This window comes from Microbulbifer sp. ABM4_008, assembly GCF_056311705.1.
Genome location: NZ_CM149970.1, coordinates 4,579,241 through 4,594,940, shown reverse-complemented (window position 1 = coordinate 4,594,940; position 15,700 = coordinate 4,579,241). Strand labels below are relative to the sequence as shown.

Annotated in this window: 13 protein-coding genes and 1 tRNA gene; 9 read left to right on the top strand and 5 right to left on the bottom strand. The window is 53.3% G+C overall.

All coding sequences use genetic code 11. From position 1 onward, the window contains the following. Positions 1 to 118 precede the first annotated feature (118 nt). Positions 119 to 205 (bottom strand) — tRNA-Leu (locus ACYX4J_RS20035). 244 nt (positions 206 to 449) lie between these two features. On the opposite strand from ACYX4J_RS20035, the gene rnr reads away from it, so the two are divergent. From rnr to ACYX4J_RS20020, 3 genes are all read left to right on the top strand, one after another. Then, the gene (rnr, locus tag ACYX4J_RS20030; protein ID WP_476177403.1) at positions 450 to 3,188 is read left to right on the top strand and encodes a ribonuclease R; all 2,739 of its coding nucleotides are present in this window, start codon (positions 450 to 452) and stop codon (positions 3,186 to 3,188) included. Positions 3,189 to 3,200: 12 nt separating this feature from the next. After that, positions 3,201 to 3,956 (top strand): 23S rRNA (guanosine(2251)-2'-O)-methyltransferase RlmB, encoded by a 756-nt coding sequence (gene rlmB / locus ACYX4J_RS20025; RefSeq protein WP_444914946.1) that lies wholly within the window; start codon positions 3,201 to 3,203, stop codon positions 3,954 to 3,956. A gap of 775 nt (positions 3,957 to 4,731) precedes the next feature. Then, positions 4,732 to 6,657: an RCC1 domain-containing protein gene (locus ACYX4J_RS20020; RefSeq protein ID WP_476177402.1), complete on the top strand. Its 1,926-nt coding sequence runs from the start codon at positions 4,732 to 4,734 to the stop codon at positions 6,655 to 6,657. A 382-nt stretch (positions 6,658 to 7,039) separates the two neighbouring features. Here the strand turns inward: ACYX4J_RS20020 and ACYX4J_RS20015 are convergent, their stop codons facing one another. Further along, positions 7,040 to 7,846, bottom strand: coding sequence for an isocitrate lyase/PEP mutase family protein (locus tag ACYX4J_RS20015; RefSeq protein WP_476177401.1), 807 nt, complete (start codon positions 7,844 to 7,846; stop codon positions 7,040 to 7,042). A 222-nt stretch (positions 7,847 to 8,068) separates the two neighbouring features. Beyond that, positions 8,069 to 8,896 carry an alpha/beta fold hydrolase gene (locus tag ACYX4J_RS20010; protein ID WP_444934714.1) on the bottom strand — a complete coding sequence of 276 codons (828 nt, stop codon included), beginning with the start codon at positions 8,894 to 8,896 and terminating at the stop codon, positions 8,069 to 8,071. Between the two features lie 352 nt (positions 8,897 to 9,248). Here ACYX4J_RS20010 and rpsF point away from each other — a divergent pair, with 352 nt between their 5' ends. The 6 genes from rpsF (at position 9,249) to ACYX4J_RS19980 (ending at position 14,002) form a co-directional block, all read left to right on the top strand. Then, entirely contained in the window at positions 9,249 to 9,692 is a 444-nt protein-coding gene (gene rpsF, locus ACYX4J_RS20005; protein ID WP_282930240.1) for a 30S ribosomal protein S6, read from the top strand. A gap of 12 nt (positions 9,693 to 9,704) precedes the next feature. Next, positions 9,705 to 9,935, top strand: a complete 231-nt coding sequence (gene rpsR, locus ACYX4J_RS20000; RefSeq protein WP_108731487.1) for a 30S ribosomal protein S18 — start codon at positions 9,705 to 9,707, stop codon at positions 9,933 to 9,935. 43 nt (positions 9,936 to 9,978) lie between these two features. After that, positions 9,979 to 10,821, top strand: coding sequence for a YybS family protein (locus ACYX4J_RS19995; protein WP_476177400.1), 843 nt, complete (start codon positions 9,979 to 9,981; stop codon positions 10,819 to 10,821). A 36-nt stretch (positions 10,822 to 10,857) separates the two neighbouring features. Further along, on the top strand, positions 10,858 to 11,304 hold the full coding sequence (gene rplI, locus ACYX4J_RS19990; RefSeq protein ID WP_282930238.1) for a 50S ribosomal protein L9: 447 nt from the start codon (positions 10,858 to 10,860) through the stop codon (positions 11,302 to 11,304). A 109-nt stretch (positions 11,305 to 11,413) separates the two neighbouring features. Further along, positions 11,414 to 12,856, top strand: a complete 1,443-nt coding sequence (gene dnaB, locus ACYX4J_RS19985; protein ID WP_476177399.1) for a replicative DNA helicase — start codon at positions 11,414 to 11,416, stop codon at positions 12,854 to 12,856. Positions 12,857 to 12,910: 54 nt separating this feature from the next. After that, positions 12,911 to 14,002: a winged helix-turn-helix domain-containing protein gene (locus ACYX4J_RS19980; protein ID WP_476177398.1), complete on the top strand. Its 1,092-nt coding sequence runs from the start codon at positions 12,911 to 12,913 to the stop codon at positions 14,000 to 14,002. On the opposite strand, the gene ACYX4J_RS19975 is transcribed toward ACYX4J_RS19980, so the two are convergent. Then, the gene (locus tag ACYX4J_RS19975; protein WP_108735126.1) at positions 13,992 to 14,681 is read right to left on the bottom strand and encodes a DUF6515 family protein; all 690 of its coding nucleotides are present in this window, start codon (positions 14,679 to 14,681) and stop codon (positions 13,992 to 13,994) included. The genes ACYX4J_RS19980 and ACYX4J_RS19975 overlap by 11 nt on opposite strands. 111 nt (positions 14,682 to 14,792) lie before the next feature. After that, on the bottom strand, positions 14,793 to 15,665 hold the full coding sequence (speB, locus tag ACYX4J_RS19970; protein WP_413664138.1) for an agmatinase: 873 nt from the start codon (positions 15,663 to 15,665) through the stop codon (positions 14,793 to 14,795). Between the last annotated feature and the right edge of the window lie 35 nt (positions 15,666 to 15,700).

The following is a 15,700-nucleotide window of genomic DNA, read 5'->3' as shown; positions in this document are numbered from 1 at the left end:
TTTATGTCTGAAATTTTTCTGGCTGAGTTTTAGAAGGGAGGAGTTAAAAGCGAAGGTTGGAAAATTAAATCGCCCAAACGAAAAAAGGCCGACTCTTTCGAGTCAGCCTTTTTGGAATTGGTGCCCAGGAGAGGACTTGAACCTCCACGACCGTTAGGTCACTAGCACCTGAAGCTAGCGCGTCTACCAATTCCGCCACCTGGGCAAATCAACGTGTGCTCCGTTGAGGACGCGAACTATAGAGATCTGCCCCCCCTGTGTCAACGGCTGCGTTGCGCTTTTTTCATCATTTTTTTCTTAGGTCGGGAAAATTGGCGAAATCGCTTATAATGCGTGCAATAGCGGCGAATTATTGACCAGGAATCCACCACCAACGCCGCCTTTCTTTATGGCCGGATAATCTCCGGAGGTTGCCAAACCCAGGCAACTGCCCAACAACGGATGCTGTTTTGACTCAAAAAAATACCTCAGACCCCTTCAATATTGACCCTCATGCCCAGCGCGAGGCGGAGAAATATGAAAAGCCCGTGCCCAGTCGGGAGTACTTGTTACAAGTTCTTGAGAATCAGGCGGAACCTGTGCCCTGGGAAGCGGTGGCCGATTTACTGGAAATAACCGATGAGGATCGTCGCGAAGGGGTAAGGCGCCGTTTGATCGCCATGTCCCGGGATGGGCAGATTGCAAGCAACCGCGCCGGTGATTTTGGTGTACTGGATAAAATGAGCCTGATACGCGGCCGGGTTATGGGGCACCGGGATGGCTTTGGTTTTGTTATCCCCAGTGATGGTGGCACCGATCTATTTTTATCCCATCGACAGATGCGTAAAGTCTTTGATGGTGACGAGGTATTAGTGCGGGAAACCCCCGGAGGTTTTCGCGGTAAACGCGAGGGCGCTGTTGTTAGGGTGATCAAGCACAATACCGAGCAGCTGGCCGGGCGTTTGTACCGGGAAAACGGCATTTGTTTTGTGCGCCCGGATAATCCGCGCATTAACCTGGATATTATGGTGGCCTCTGAGGATACCGCCGGAGCTGATCACGGCCAGTATGTTGTAGTAAAAATAGTTACCCAACCGGGCCGGGATAAAGTGCCGCAAGGTAAGGTCAGCGAAATTCTCGGTGACCACCTTGCTCCGGGTATGGAGATCGATGTTGCTATTCGCAACTACGGAATTCCCCACACTTGGCCCAGTGCACTGACGGCGGAGGTCAATGAAATCGCCGATGAAGTGCTTGAGGATCACAAAAAATCCCGGGTGGATCTTCGCCAGCTGCCGCTGGTTACTATTGATGGTGAAGACGCGCGGGATTTTGATGATGCGGTCTACTGCGAACTTTTACCCGATGGCAATTGGAAATTGCTGGTAGCCATTGCCGACGTTTCCCACTATGTACGCCCGGGCAGTGCGTTGGATGAGGAAGCGCACGGCCGTGGAAACTCGGTTTATTTTCCGGATTTTGTTGTACCCATGCTGCCGGAGAAATTGTCCAACGGCCTTTGCTCCCTAAACCCCGATGTCGATCGGCTGTGTATGGTGTGCGAAATGCACATCAACCGAAGCGGTGAAATTCAGGATTACCGTTTCTTTGAGGCGGTTATGCGCAGCCACGCGCGCCTGACTTACACCCAGGTAGGGCAAATACTCGATGAGCGGGATAACCGCGATAGTGGTGCCCGCAAGCAATTTGCGACCCTGACTCCGCACCTGGATAACCTGCACGATCTTTACCTGGCGTTGCGCGAAGCGCGGGAGCGCCGGGGTGCTATTGACTTTGAGACGACTGAGACCCGGATAATATTTGACGCCCAGCGAAAAATTGAGCGAATTATTCCGGTGGTGCGCAACGATGCTCACAAGCTGATCGAAGAGTGTATGCTCGCGGCCAATGTCTGCGCGGCGAGTCTGATGGAGCTATCGGAACTACCCGCACTCTACCGGGTACACGATGCGCCCAAAGAGGAAAAACTCAGTAATTTGCGCGAGTACCTGGGTGAATTGGGATTGCGCCTTCCCGGTGGTGGTGAGCCCCAGCCCAAAGACTTCCAGGACCTGATGGAGCAGATTGAGGGCCGTGCAGATGCGCATATTATTCAGGTGATGCTGCTGCGCTCTATGAACCAAGCGGTTTACCAGCCGGAGAATCGCGGACACTTCGGTTTGGATTACCCGGCCTATGCCCATTTCACCTCCCCGATTCGCCGCTATCCGGATTTGCTCCTGCACCGGGCGCTGCGCTGGTTGATACGCAACGGCAGCGCCAACCAAGCTGCGGTGGCAAAAAAAGTTTACTCGGTGCCCGGCGCCAAACCGATTGCTCGCGAGCAGATTTTGCCCTACGACATGCCGGCCATGTTGCAACTTGGGGAGCAGTGTTCCCTGACCGAGCGGCGCGCCGACGATGCGACCCGGGATGTGCTCAGCTGGCTTAAATGTGAATACCTGCAGGATCATGTGGGCGAAACCTATTCCGGCGTTATCAGTGCGGTCACAGGCTTTGGATTATTTGTGGAGTTGGATGATCTCTACGTGGAGGGACTGATTCATGTCACCGCCCTACCCAAAGACTATTATCGCTTTGAGCAGGCGCACCAGCGTCTTATCGGGGAGCGCAGTGGCAAACGTTACCATTTGGGCGACTCTGTCACCGTGCAGGTTGCACGGGTAGATCTCGAAGAGCGCAAGGTGGATTTCACCTTGAATGAACTGGTCCCACGCGCCAAGCGTGAGTCGAAGAAAAAGAAAGAGAGTACGCGGGTGAGTGCCCGCGCTATGGAAATGGCAGTAGAACATCAGTTGGAACGCGAGCGCCGGGGCCGCGATAAAAAAGAAAAGCCCAGCAATACCAGTGCTAACCCCTGGGCCAAGCATACCGAGACCACAGCCAAGCCCTCGCCTTTCCGCAAGCGCAAGGTAGGCTCAGATGAGGCTGTGCCAGTAGAGGCCAGTGTTGAAGCCCCTGTAGCAAAGCCGGAAAAAGAGCCTGCCAATAGGAGAGGGGAAGGCGGGCAAAGTGATGATGCCCAACCCAAGCGCAAGATTAAAAAACGTACCCCGACACGCAAGGGTGGAAAGCGACCTGCAGTGGCGGCTCGTAAAGCCGCGCAAAAGGCTGAAAACGCCAAAACCCGTTCGGGTAAATTAAAAAAGAAGAAAAAGGTTTCTTCTAGCAGTAAAAAGAAAAAGTGATCGAGGAATAAATTGAGTCAGGAAGTTATCTATGGCCTGCACGCAGTGCAGGCCCTTCTAAAAGGTTCTCCGCAGAATGTATCGGAGCTTCTGTTACTGCGTGGCCGCAAGGATCAGCGCCTGCAAAAAATAATCCAGCAGGCGGAAAAAAATGATATTGCCGTGCGCTTTATTGACCGGAGAGCGCTGGATGAAAAGGTTGAGGATGGTGCTAACCACCAGGGTGTTGTTGCCATCTGTTCTGGCAAAACAAAGGTACACGATGAAAAATTCCTGTTCGACCTGCTAAAACAACTGGATCAGCGCGGGGAAGTGCCTTTCTTATTGGTGCTGGATGGCGTGACGGACCCCCACAATCTGGGAGCCTGCCTGCGCTCGGCAGAGGCTGCCGGAGTCCATGCAGTAATTGCACCAAAAGACAAATCTGCCGGGCTGACGCCAACAGCTCGCAAAGTGGCCTGTGGTGCAGCTGAAGTATTGCCCTTTGTTACCGTGACTAACCTGGCTCGCGCATTACAGCAGCTGCAACAGGCGGGAGTGTGGATATATGGCGCAGCCGGTGAGGCGACACAGGATGTATACCAAAGCCAATTAACCGGCCCTCTGGCGTTGGTTATGGGGGCTGAGGGCAGCGGCTTGCGGCGCCTGACTAGGGAACATTGCGATCATTTGATCAAGATTCCTATGGCGGGAGAGGTAAGCAGCTTGAATGTTTCTGTTGCCACGGGTGTTTGCCTGTTTGAGGCCGTGCGTCAGCGCAACGGCTAAGGGGCCTGTATGACCTGTACTGGCTGGGGAGAATTTATCTCTGGGCGTACAGGTCGGTGCTTATAATATCCATAACGTTATTTCCAGATAGCCTCTGGTGATCTATCGATAAATTCCCCTAATTCTTCCTGTCACTAAATCGAATTGCAAAAAGCAAGGTTTTTGCAACGTTGCTGCGATAATAGCTTCCGCTATATTTTTAATCTGCAGTAATAATATGGTTTTAGTGTGGATCATCGGGTTTTGGTTTATTCTCATATTCGATGGCTTTGTTTAATCAAAGCAACCATAAAGCCAGTCGCAGTTAACTTGTTGCCGTTAAAGTGCGGTAAATCATTGGGCCTAAAGCCCACTTGATCTGCTGGCGCGAATGATCATTTAAGTTTTATCGGTTTTGTAAAGTAACCGCTCTTTTGTAGTGTTTAGAACGATGAGAATTTAAATATAAGTAATTGGAAATGTTGCAGTTGTTGATGATAAAAATCCCTAGCAGAGCTATAAATTCAAAAGTGGATTTAAGGGTGTCTGCTGAGTGCAAAGATAAGTATAGCTTCACCGAGTTTTAGGTCTGGTTCCTTTTAATTAGTACTCATGTATCTAAATATTTTGTTCGTTTTTATTTGAATAATAATATTAGGTCTTATTCGTTGGTGAATCGTATTTTAATACCTTTATAGATTTGGAGTCGGCTGAAATATTTGTAATTTGAAGGCCATTTGAATTGCTATATGGCACTTGGCTTTTTATTATGTCGGCTTTACTGGAGGGGGTTTATATGAACGGAGTTACGGGCCAATATCAATCTTGGCATTTGCACATTTTGCACATTTTACGTTTCGGGTTATTCACACTCACTATTGGCCTGCTCAGTGCTTGTGGCGGAGGGGGTAGCAGTAGTAATAACAGCAACAGTGATGGCGATGGGAGCGGTGATGGCAGTGGTAGTGGTGGGACAGATACCGTAACGCTGGAAAGTGTAGGGCTGGAACAAGATAGCAACAATGAATACCAGTATTTCCTAACGGCCTATTACAGTGATGACTCTTCTGTCGATGTTACTGGGGATGCGGACTGGTCTGTGAGTGACGATAGCCTGGCAACGGTTGAGGCAGGACTGCTCACGCCTTTGCACAGTGGTTCATTCACTTTGAGTGCCTCTTATGAGGGGGTTGATGCGCAGGTTGATGTTGAGTTGGCTCCAATGCTGCAGGGGCTGCAGTTGGATAGGGATGCCTCTAATTTTGATCAATACTACCTCACGGCTAACTATGATGATGACACCTCAGTGGATGTTACTGAAGAGGCCGAGTGGTCGATCAGTGATACCAGTTTGGCAACCGTAGAGCTTGGCCTTATCACCGCCCTGCAGAGTGGCTCAGCGACTCTGAGCGCTTCCTTTGAAGGTGAGACTGCGGATCTGGAGATTGAGCACCTTGTCTATGTACGTGAGATTGTTGGCAGCTACAAGGAATTTGCCGCATTAAAAAATAATGGTTCGGTTGTTTCATGGCCTGATGCTGATTACTTTGGAGTAAATATTCAGTTTAGTGAAGTCAGTGCCAGCCTAACCAGTAATGTAGTGGAGATCTATGCTACAGATTCTGCTTTTGCAGCATTAAAGTCCGATGGTTCTGTTATTACCTGGGGGGAGGACAGATATGGTGGTATTAGCAGTGATGTGAGTGCAAGCTTGGCTGACAATGTGGTTCAGATTTATCCAGCGAAATATGCCTTTGCAGCATTAAAGTCCGACGGTTCCGTTGTGACTTGGGGGCAAGATAGTACTGGTGGTGATAGCAGTGACGTTAGTGATGAGTTGAGCAGCGGCGTTGAGGAAGTTTATACAAAAAATGGGGAGTCTTTTGCCGCCCACAAAGCGGATGGCTCCGTAGTAACCTGGGGGAGAGATCTTACAGGTGGTGATAGCAGCGCGGTAAGTGATGAAATCGCCAGTGATGTAGTGACGATTTTTCCATCAAGAAGTGCTTTTGCTGCGCTTAAATCCGATGGCTCCCTTGTAACGTGGGGATATGTCGATGGGGGTGGCGATAGCAGTGCGGTGAGCACAGAGATTTCCAGCGATATAGTCACTGTTTTTTCAACATATGAAGCTTTTGCTGCGCTCAAGTCAGACGGTTCTGTTGTGACTTGGGGGCATGCTGGTTTTGGTGGCGATAGCAGTGCGGTAAGCGCAGAACTTTCCAGTGATGTAGTCACTGTTTTTTCGACAGGTTATGCGTTTGCCGCACTCAAGTCAGATGGCTCTGTTGTTACATGGGGATACGTTGACCGCGGTGGTGATAGTAGCAGTGTGAGTGATCAGCTGTTGGGCGATGTCGTAACAATCTCGGCATCCATTAATGCTTTTGCTGCTCTTAAATCCAATGGCTCAGTTGTCACTTGGGGGCATAGTAATGCTGGAGGTGATAGCAGTGAAGTCAGCTCTGAGTTGACTGGAGCAGTGGAAGAGATTCAGGCCTCTCCGAATGGTTTTGCGGCAATAGCGGGTAATGGGGCTGCAACTATCTGGGGTTCTTGTCTCACTGATAGCAGTAGTATTAGTGACCAACTGGCGAATGGTGTAATGACATTTGTCGCAACTAGTTATGGCGGGTGCGCGGTGCTAAAAGACGATAAATCTGTTGTGATCTGGGGGGATACTACTTACGGTGGTGATAGCAGTGCTATCGACTTTTATTAAGTGGTAAGTATATCGACAAGAGCGAAAATATTTATCCATCGCTGATGGAAATACCACTTGTTGTCCTGGTGGATACTGCAGCGTAGGTAAATCTTGAGCCGACAATCAAAGCTAGTCTTGGTTGTCGGCTCTTACCTTAATAAATGCGTGGATTTTCCAATACTCACCTTTTGTATGAAGTACACTCCAGCACTACTACTTTACAATTTAACGCCCATGTAATTGTTTTATGTTTCTTTATTGGATATTCCAGTGTTAGCTATTTAAGTAATAGTGGTTTTTCCTTGTTTTTTTATAAGAGTCACTCAAAAGGTTTGCCTGCGGAACTTTCGTAGATGGCAATAAATCGAACATCGATATGCCCCGGCTATATTGCCTCTCTCTACGCCTCTTTAATAAAGGCAGAGTTCAGTGTGCCGTAGTCCAACGCCTTGCTAAACAAATTAGCGTCACTTTTAACCGCTGCCAGCTGTTTTAAAGATTCGCTTAAATGGCCATAGACAGATTGGAATAAAGCTGGCCCGGTACTAAAGCGTTTTATACCTGCGGCAGAAAATTCCGATAGAGGGGCCATATCCGGAAGCAGCATAATATTGATTGGCAGGTCGATACCCGCTGCCAAACTCCTTGCCTCCTCAATTGAAGAGAGCCCAGGCACAAAGCTGCAGTCAGCACCGGCACTCTTATAAAGCTCTAACCTCTCTATGCACATATTTACCGCTTTATCACCGCTTGCGAGTGCATTGAGATAAACATCGGTACGGGCATTAATAAAAAGTGGGCGGCCGTTCAGTGCTTGGCGAATAGCGCTGATTTTTTCGCCGAGACATTCGGGGGTGTCGTTACCATCTTCAATATTGATGCCTGCGACTCCCAGCGCAACCATTTTACAGGCCAGCTCAGCTACCTGTTTGGGGTTTTGGGAATATCCATCTTCAATATCCACACTCAGAGGTAATGAGGTCACCCGGGCAATCCGCGCGATAGCATTTAGGTGTTCCTCAACCGGCAGGGCACCACCATCGGCATAACCCAACGACCAGGCGACGGCGGCACTGCTGGTACCTACCGCTTGGGCGCCTGTGTTTTGGCAGATTAAAGCGCTGGCAGCATCCCAGGCATTTGGCAGGATCAGTGGGGCGTCAGTTTGGTGCAACTTGGTGAAGGTATTGAATGGGCTGTTGTTCATGGGGATAACCTACTTGAGCGATGTCGTTTGAGTGGTGAATTTACCGCTCAAGAGATTGATTCACTGGCCACAATCGGAACTGAACCGTGAAAACCGGAAAGACAATTAAGATTGTTGGCTGCGATGTGTGAGGGAGGTGGAGCGGGCAGTTTTTATTAATACATGGCCAAGAAAGCTGTGAATTGCTTTCTTGGCCATGCAGGAAAGACAGAAAAAGGAAAATCAGTTGAGAGCGGGATCTTTATGTAGCCACTGCTGTACCGCCTCAACTACGGGGGCGGGATTCTTGATCCAGCTGAGGTGAGGGTTGCCCTTGGGATAAGTGGGTTTCATCTCCCGGGTTTCACCGCCGACGATCGCCGCTAATTTACGGGCGGCCTGAATAGGGGCGAAGGGGTCGCCGTCCAGCGCAATATGCAGGGTGGGCTGTCTTGTCTTTTCCATTTGCCCAAAGCGATCCTCCGGTGCAAAGCGGCCACTAAATATGGATCGGGCCCAGTCTTTCATTAGCCTGCGCGCTTCGCGCCAGCCGAATCCCATGCGCGCACCGGGGAAATAACCCAGCAGGCTTGAGGTCACACTGGCAATTGAGGCGAAGAGCAGGATGGCGTACTTGTGCAGGCCACTCCAGCTGCGGTGGTCCACATGGCCGGAGGCGATGCTGACAACCTTGGCGTTACCGGTGAGGCCGGCGCGGGCTGCCAGGGTGCTGGTTTGGCCGCCGATACTGTGGCCGAGAATCAGTGCTGGCCCCTGGGGGAATTGCTGTTCCAGCAGTTGGATTAACTGTGGAATAAACGAAAATACCAGATCGTTGTAGCCGTAGTCGGCATTTCGGTGGGGGCGCGGCAGGCTCTCCCCGGTGCCGGGCAATTCGCTGATGGCGGTGCTGTAACCGAGCTTTTGCAGTTCTTCCAAGAGCAGGCGGTAGCGGTTGGCCGGTACGCCCATCGCGGGAAGCACCAATACCAGGGGGCCTTCGCCGTTGTGTACTGTGGTTACTGGTACCTGGAAGGCGCCAAATTCTAATTGGTGGGTTTGTTGGGGCATGGTACTTCTCCCTTTAACAGTCCGGCATCATAGGCGAAGCCAGCTTGCCAAACCCATGACCAGACCGCGCAGTGCTGTGTCCCAATCCGCCAATCCCAGAGACAAGGCGAGTGGCAGGGTAGTCATTTTGATCAGCTTGCAACCGGGTGGGCGAAGGCACAGGGCATGATGCAACTGGTTAACTTGCAACCGGGTTAGCGAAGGCATTGGGCTGAAGTAATTGATCAACTTGCAACCAACCCCACAACTGCCTAGAATACGCCGCCCGCAATGGGCCCGGTTTATCCGTGCCCGTTGTACTCCTTGCCTCATCGGACTGTCCGAGAGGCTGATTAACCCGTAAGGAGCTAAAATGCGTCATTACGAAATTGTATTCCTGGTTCACCCGGACCAGAGCGAGCAGGTACCTGGCATGGTGGAGCGCTACACTGCGTCCATCAAGGAGAGCGGTGGACAGGTTCACCGTCTGGAAGACTGGGGCCGTCGCCGTCTGGCTTACCCGATCAACAAGATCCACAAGGCTCACTACATTCTGATGAACGTAGAATGTTCTGAAGAAGCCCTTGAGGAACTGACTACCAACTTCCGTTACAACGATGCGGTTATCCGTAATCTGGTAATTCGTGAAGACGAGGCGATCACTGAAGAGAGCCCGATCATGAAAGCGGAAAAAGAAAGCCGTGAGCGCAAAGCTGCCCGTGCAGAGCGCACCGAGCGTCGCGAGCGCGCCGGAGAAGAGAAAGCTTCTTCCGACGCTGCAGAAGCTTCTTCCGATAACGCTGAAAGCGAAGAGTAAGGGGATTATCAGATGGCACGTTTTTTCCGTCGTCGCAAGTTCTGCCGTTTCACCGCTGAAGGTGTTAAGCGTATCGACTACAAAGATCTCGATACCCTGAAAGCCTACATCTCCGAGACTGGCAAAATTGTTCCTAGCCGTATTACCGGTACCAAAGCCAAGTATCAGCGTCAGCTGGCCTCTGCGGTCAAGCGCGCTCGCTACCTGGCCCTGCTGCCGTACACGGACAGCCACGAAGCCTAAGCCGCAGTTTGCTTAGACTCATTAATAGAGAAGCTATCTAGATATGCGCGCCGTAGCTGAATTTATTATGCGCGGACGCGTCAGGGCGGTAATCCTCACCATGTTGGGGATTCCGCTGATAAGCCCGGCAATTCTCGCTCTGGTGAGTTTGCGCCGAGGCAGCAGTGACGGCCTGATGGTTTTGGCCTGGGCTCTGTTGCCGATTGTCGTTATGGGTATGAGTGGTCATGTACCACCACTGGTGACTGGTATATCCGCAGGCCATTTTGTTGCAGTTTTTTGCGGCGCCATGGCATTGCGCAGCAGTCGCTCCTGGGCCGCTGGCCTGGTGGCTGTAACGGCGGTATCGGCAGCAGGCATATTGCTGACCTCTCTCTTCAGTGGAGGACTGATGCAAGGGTTCTTGCAGGCAGTCGAGAATGCAGCGGAACAGCCCAATACTGTTCCAATGGATGAACTGAAGCAGATATTTTCGGGTGAATTGCAAATTACCGGTTACCTGGGCCTGATATCGGCGATGAGCGCCACACTGGCTCTGGTACTGGGGCGTTACTGGCAGGCCCTGCTGTACAACCCCGGCGGTTTCCGCCAGGAGTTCCACCAGCTGCGCCTGCCCCTGTGGCTGTCAGCGACAAGCATGTTGTTGTGGGTAGTCAGCTTGGTAACCCCAGGCTACGCATTTTGGGGAGCGGTGATTGCGTTCCCGATGGTGGTAGCTGGTATTGCCCTGGTCCACTGGCTGGTTGCCAGTCGCGGTTGGGGGGTAGGTCCCCTGGTGGCGATGTACATCATGCTGGTGATTGGAGGGCTGCCCCTGGCGGGCTTCCTCTGCGGCCTGGCCCTGGTAGATAGCTGGATAGATATTCGCGGACGCTCTTCCAAATAAGCGCGTCCGCACAATACAGAAATTGAGGAAACCGAGATGGAAGTTATTCTGCTCGATAAAGTAGGCAAACTGGGCAACGTGGGTGACCGCGTTGATGTTAAAGCCGGTTTTGGCCGCAATTTCCTGCTGCCGACTGGTAAGGCAATTGCTGCTACCGCCGCTAACATTGCTGAGTTCGAAGCTAAGCGCGCTGAACTGGAAGCCGCTGCTGCCGCTAAGCTGGCTGAAGCTGAGAGCCGCGCTACCAAGCTGGCCGACCTGGTTGTTACCATCGCTGCTAACGCTGGCGACGAAGGCAAGCTGTTCGGTTCTATCGGCACTCGCGACATCGCTGAAGCGATCTCTGCTGGTGGCGTTGAAGTAGCTAAAGCTGAAGTTAAGCTGCCGGAAGGCGCGCTGCGCGAAGTGGGCGAGTACGACGTAGACGTACAGCTGCACTCCGACGTAATTGCTGCAGTTAAAGTCGTTATCGAAGCCGAGTAAGGTTTTGTTGACGAACGGTTGGTGCTTCGGGCGCCAGCCGCGCTACAATCGGGCGCTGCACCCTATCGGGTCCAGCGCCTGTTTTGTTTTTACTATCCAGTAAAGTTCCATGATCGACGAATACGCCGCCCCTGAAGAAGAGATCCACAGCGAAGAGAGTTCACCCCTGCCGCATTCGGTAGAGGCGGAGCAGTCTGTGCTCGGCGGCCTGATGCTGGACCCGGGCCGTATTGATGCCGTTGCCGAACAGCTGAGTGAAGAGGATTTCTTCAGCGCCTGTCACCGCAAGATCTTTGCGGTTATGGGCGAGCTGAGTAATGGCGAACAGCCCCTGGATATCGTTACCCTCGCCGAAGGCCTCGCCAGTCGCGACCTGCTCGGTGAAGTGGGTGGCCCCGCCTACCTGGCGGAATTGGCCGAAAACACTCCCTCCGCAGCGAATATCGTCGCCTACGCCAAGATCGTGCGTGAGCGCTCCATGCTGCGCCAGTTGATCGCCGCCGCCGGTGAGATCAGCCGCACCAGTTTTAATCCCGGCGGCCTTGCCTCCGCCGACCTGCTGCAGATGGCCGAGCGCCGCGTGGCGGAAATCGCCGAGGGGCGCGCCAAAGAGGGCGGCTTTGTCGGCGTGGATACCCTGCTGAAAAAGACCGTCGAGCGCATCGATGAGCTGTTCAAGACCGAGGGTGATATCACCGGTATCAGCACCGGTCTTACCGAGCTGGACCAGCGCACCTCCGGCTGGCAGCCGGGCGAACTGGTTATTCTCGCCGCGCGTCCCTCCATGGGTAAGACCGCACTGGCATTGAATTTTATCGAGAGCGCCATGCTCTGCCAGGAGAGCCCGACGCTGGTCTTCAGTATGGAGATGCCCTCGGACAGCCTGGTGATGCGGATGTTGTCCTCTATTGGTCGTATCGACCAGGGGCGCATCAGGAACGGCAAACTGCAGGAAGAGGATTGGCCCAAGCTGTCCAGCGCCGTGCAGAAGATGAAAGGCAAGTCCCTGTATATCGACGATACGCCGGCACTGAGTCCCAGCGAGGTGCGCGCCCGTACCAAGCGCACGGTGCGCGATCACATCAACAAATTGATGCGCGAGAACCCCAAGTTAAGCCGCGAAGACGCCGAGGCCAAGAGTATGCCCGCCATGATTATGGTGGACTACCTGCAGCTGATGCAGGTGAAGGGGTCTACCGAGGGCCGTACCCAGGAGATCTCCGAAATCTCCCGCTCTCTCAAGGCGCTGGCGAAAGAATACGAATGCCCGGTGATTGCCCTGTCGCAGCTCAACCGGGGAGTAGAGCAGCGCCCCAACAAACGGCCGATGAACTCGGACCTGCGGGAATCCGGGGCGATCGAGCAGGACGCTGACGTGATTCTGTTTATCTACCGCGATGAATACTACAACGAGGACAGCCCGGATAAAGGGATGGCCGAGTTGATTATCGGCAAGCAGCGTAACGGTGAGATCGGCACCTGCCGCGCAGCCTTTGTGGGCAAATACACTCGCTTCGATAATCTGGCGCCGGAATACTACCAGGGCGAATAAGCCTTTCTGCTAGGTTTGCGGCTGTCGAATATCCGAGCCTAGGGGAGCCACTTCTTGTTATCCGAGCAAAAGATCCGCGTACTGGTGCTGCAACGCCAATTTATCCACAGCTCTTGGACTGAAGGATTGTCGGGGTTGTTGCAACATCTTGGCGCCCTACAGTTGGATGCCATCCAGCGAATTACCCGGGCCCACCACCACCAGCTCTACAATCGCCTGCCCCGTTACCGCGAGTCACACCTGGCTGAAGCTGAAGAGCGCCGCGAAATTTTCGAGTACTGGTCCCACGCCGCTGCCTACCTGCCAATGGCCCACTACCCCTATGCGCGGGTGCGTATGGATCGTATCCGCGCCGGTCAGCGCCACTGGTTTGAAAAGAATGCCAAGCTGTGTCGCTATGTTCTCGATCGTGTGCGAGAGGAGGGCGCCCTGCGGGCCAGTGATTTTGTGCGCACCAAGAGTGGATGGTGGGAGTGGTCCGATGAAAAGAAAGCCCTGGAGCAATTGTTTCATGAAGGTGAGCTGATGGTCAGCCACCGGGAGGGCTTTCAAAAAGTCTTCGATCTCCCGGAGCGGATACTGCCAGCAAAAATCTCGACCAATGCCGCCTCGGAAATTGAGTATGGTAGCCATCTGGTGCGCACTTTTCTGGGGTGCCAGGGGATCGGCCGAGCGGAGGAAATTGCTTACCTGCGCAGGGACGACAAACCCCTTATCCAGCTGGCAATTAAGCGCATGTTGGCAGCCGGTGAGCTTACTCCGTGGGGGAAAGAGCTGATGCTCACCGAGCATCTGGACTGGGAGCCGGTACGACCATCGCGCAAAGTGCGCCTGTTATCCCCATTCGACCCAGTGATATTACAGCGCAAACGCCTGCGCCGGCTGTTTGATTTTGAATATCAATTGGAGTGCTATGTACCGGCGGCCAAGCGCCGCTATGGCTATTTTTGCCTGCCGATTTTATATGGCGATCAATTCGTGGGGCAGGTGGATTTGAAGGCTGATCGGGATGCGGGTGTATTGCGGGTAGAGGCCCTGCACTGGGACAAGAAACCCGGTGTCTCGCTGGAGGCGAGTTACCACCGGGCTCTGGGGCAGTTTGCCCGCTTTCACGGGCTGGAAAGCGAAGCCGCGCTTACAGCTTGACGACTACGTAGACTTCCTGGCCATCGCGCTGGGTCGGCATAAAGTAATTGCCGCCATAGCGGTAGTACTGGATGCCATTGATAATTTCAGCGGCATAGCCATTGGGTAGGGTTTCCACCACTTGTCCGGGCTGGAAGCCCTGCGGGCCAGGGTCCGGGGTTGCAGGCACAGTAGCGGGAGCTGCTGCCGTTGCAACAGGAACGGCTACAGCCGGCGCAGGCGCTGGAACAACGGCTACGGGTGCTGGAGCTACAGCCACTGCAGGTGGTGCTACCACGACATAAGTTCGGGTAGCCGGGTGCCACTGATAGTAGGCATCGGCGTACTGGTAATAAGTAATTCCGCCCACATGGACTCTGACAGCACTAGTTGGCAGGGTGACTACCGAGGCGCCCAGAGGGGCAGCGACAACGACGTAACCACGGGGACCGTGGCGGTAGAAGTGCCCGCCATGGTAGTAAAAAGGACGTCCGCCAACTGCCACACGCACATGGCCAACGGGTAGTACGGGCGCAACAAATCCGATCGAAACACGTGGTCCGCGATAAACACCGCCACGGTGGTGGTGGCGATGATCTCCCCCGCGCTCATAACCGCGCGCATCGGCCGGTGGGCTAAAGGCAAAAGCGGCCAGCGCCAGGAACGCACTGGCGCCAATTACGACATTCAGTTTATTCACAGTCTCTCCAGCGAAGTGATTACTCACATTTGACATACTAACCCTTATCCTGACATTAAAGACAGGTTAATTGGTTAAGAATTGTCAAAGTGCCGGAGGCTGGATCAGTGGTCAGCGGTTGCGCTGGATGATTCCCATCAGCTTGTACATCAGCTGTGCGGCGGCAAAGTCATAGGCGTGAAAGCCCTCGATCGGCGCAAATTCCAGCAGATCGAAGCCAATTATCTCTCTTTGTCGCGCAACAGATTCGAATAAGTTGAGGGTCTGGTACCAACCGAGACCGCCGGGTACCGGGGTGCCGGTGGAAGGGAAGACCGATGGATCCATACCGTCCACATCCAGTGTAAAGAAGACTTTCTTGGGGAAATTCTCCGGTAACTGGAATTCCTGCACGTTGTTGGGCACCAGTTGGTGGGCATCCAGATAGCCCACGTTGTGGTCCTTGCGGGCCTGCACTTCCTCTTCGCAATAGGCGCGGATACCCAGCTGGAACAGGGGGACACCGGCTTCTACCACTAGACGCATCACGCTGGCGTGGCTGTGTTTGTGGCCCTCATAGCGATCGCGAAGGTCGGCGTGGGCATCGATCTGCACCACGCCAAAATCGGTTTCACCGGCGTCCAGTAGCCCTTTGATAATACCCCAGGTCACCGAATGCTCACCGCCGATACCCACCGGCATCTTGCCAAGCGCCAACACTTCTTTGGTGGCGGCGGCGATATTCTCCATCACCTGTTCTGCAGGGCCGGAAACCGAGACCGGCGAGCGGGTGTAGATGCCCAGGTCACAGGGGTTGGAGAAGTTGTCAAAAGTTTCCAGTTGCCAGGATGCTTCCAGGATGGAGGCCGGGCCCTTGCCGGTGCCGCCACCGTAGGAGACGGTTTCCTCATAGGGGATGGGGATAATGTGAAAGAGGGCGTCTTCCGGCTTCGGCTGCTCGATTTCGGAGCCGAGAAAAATGGGGTATTCGTTTTCTGACAACATCTACTGGTCCTCTGGCGGAGGCAATAACTCATTGC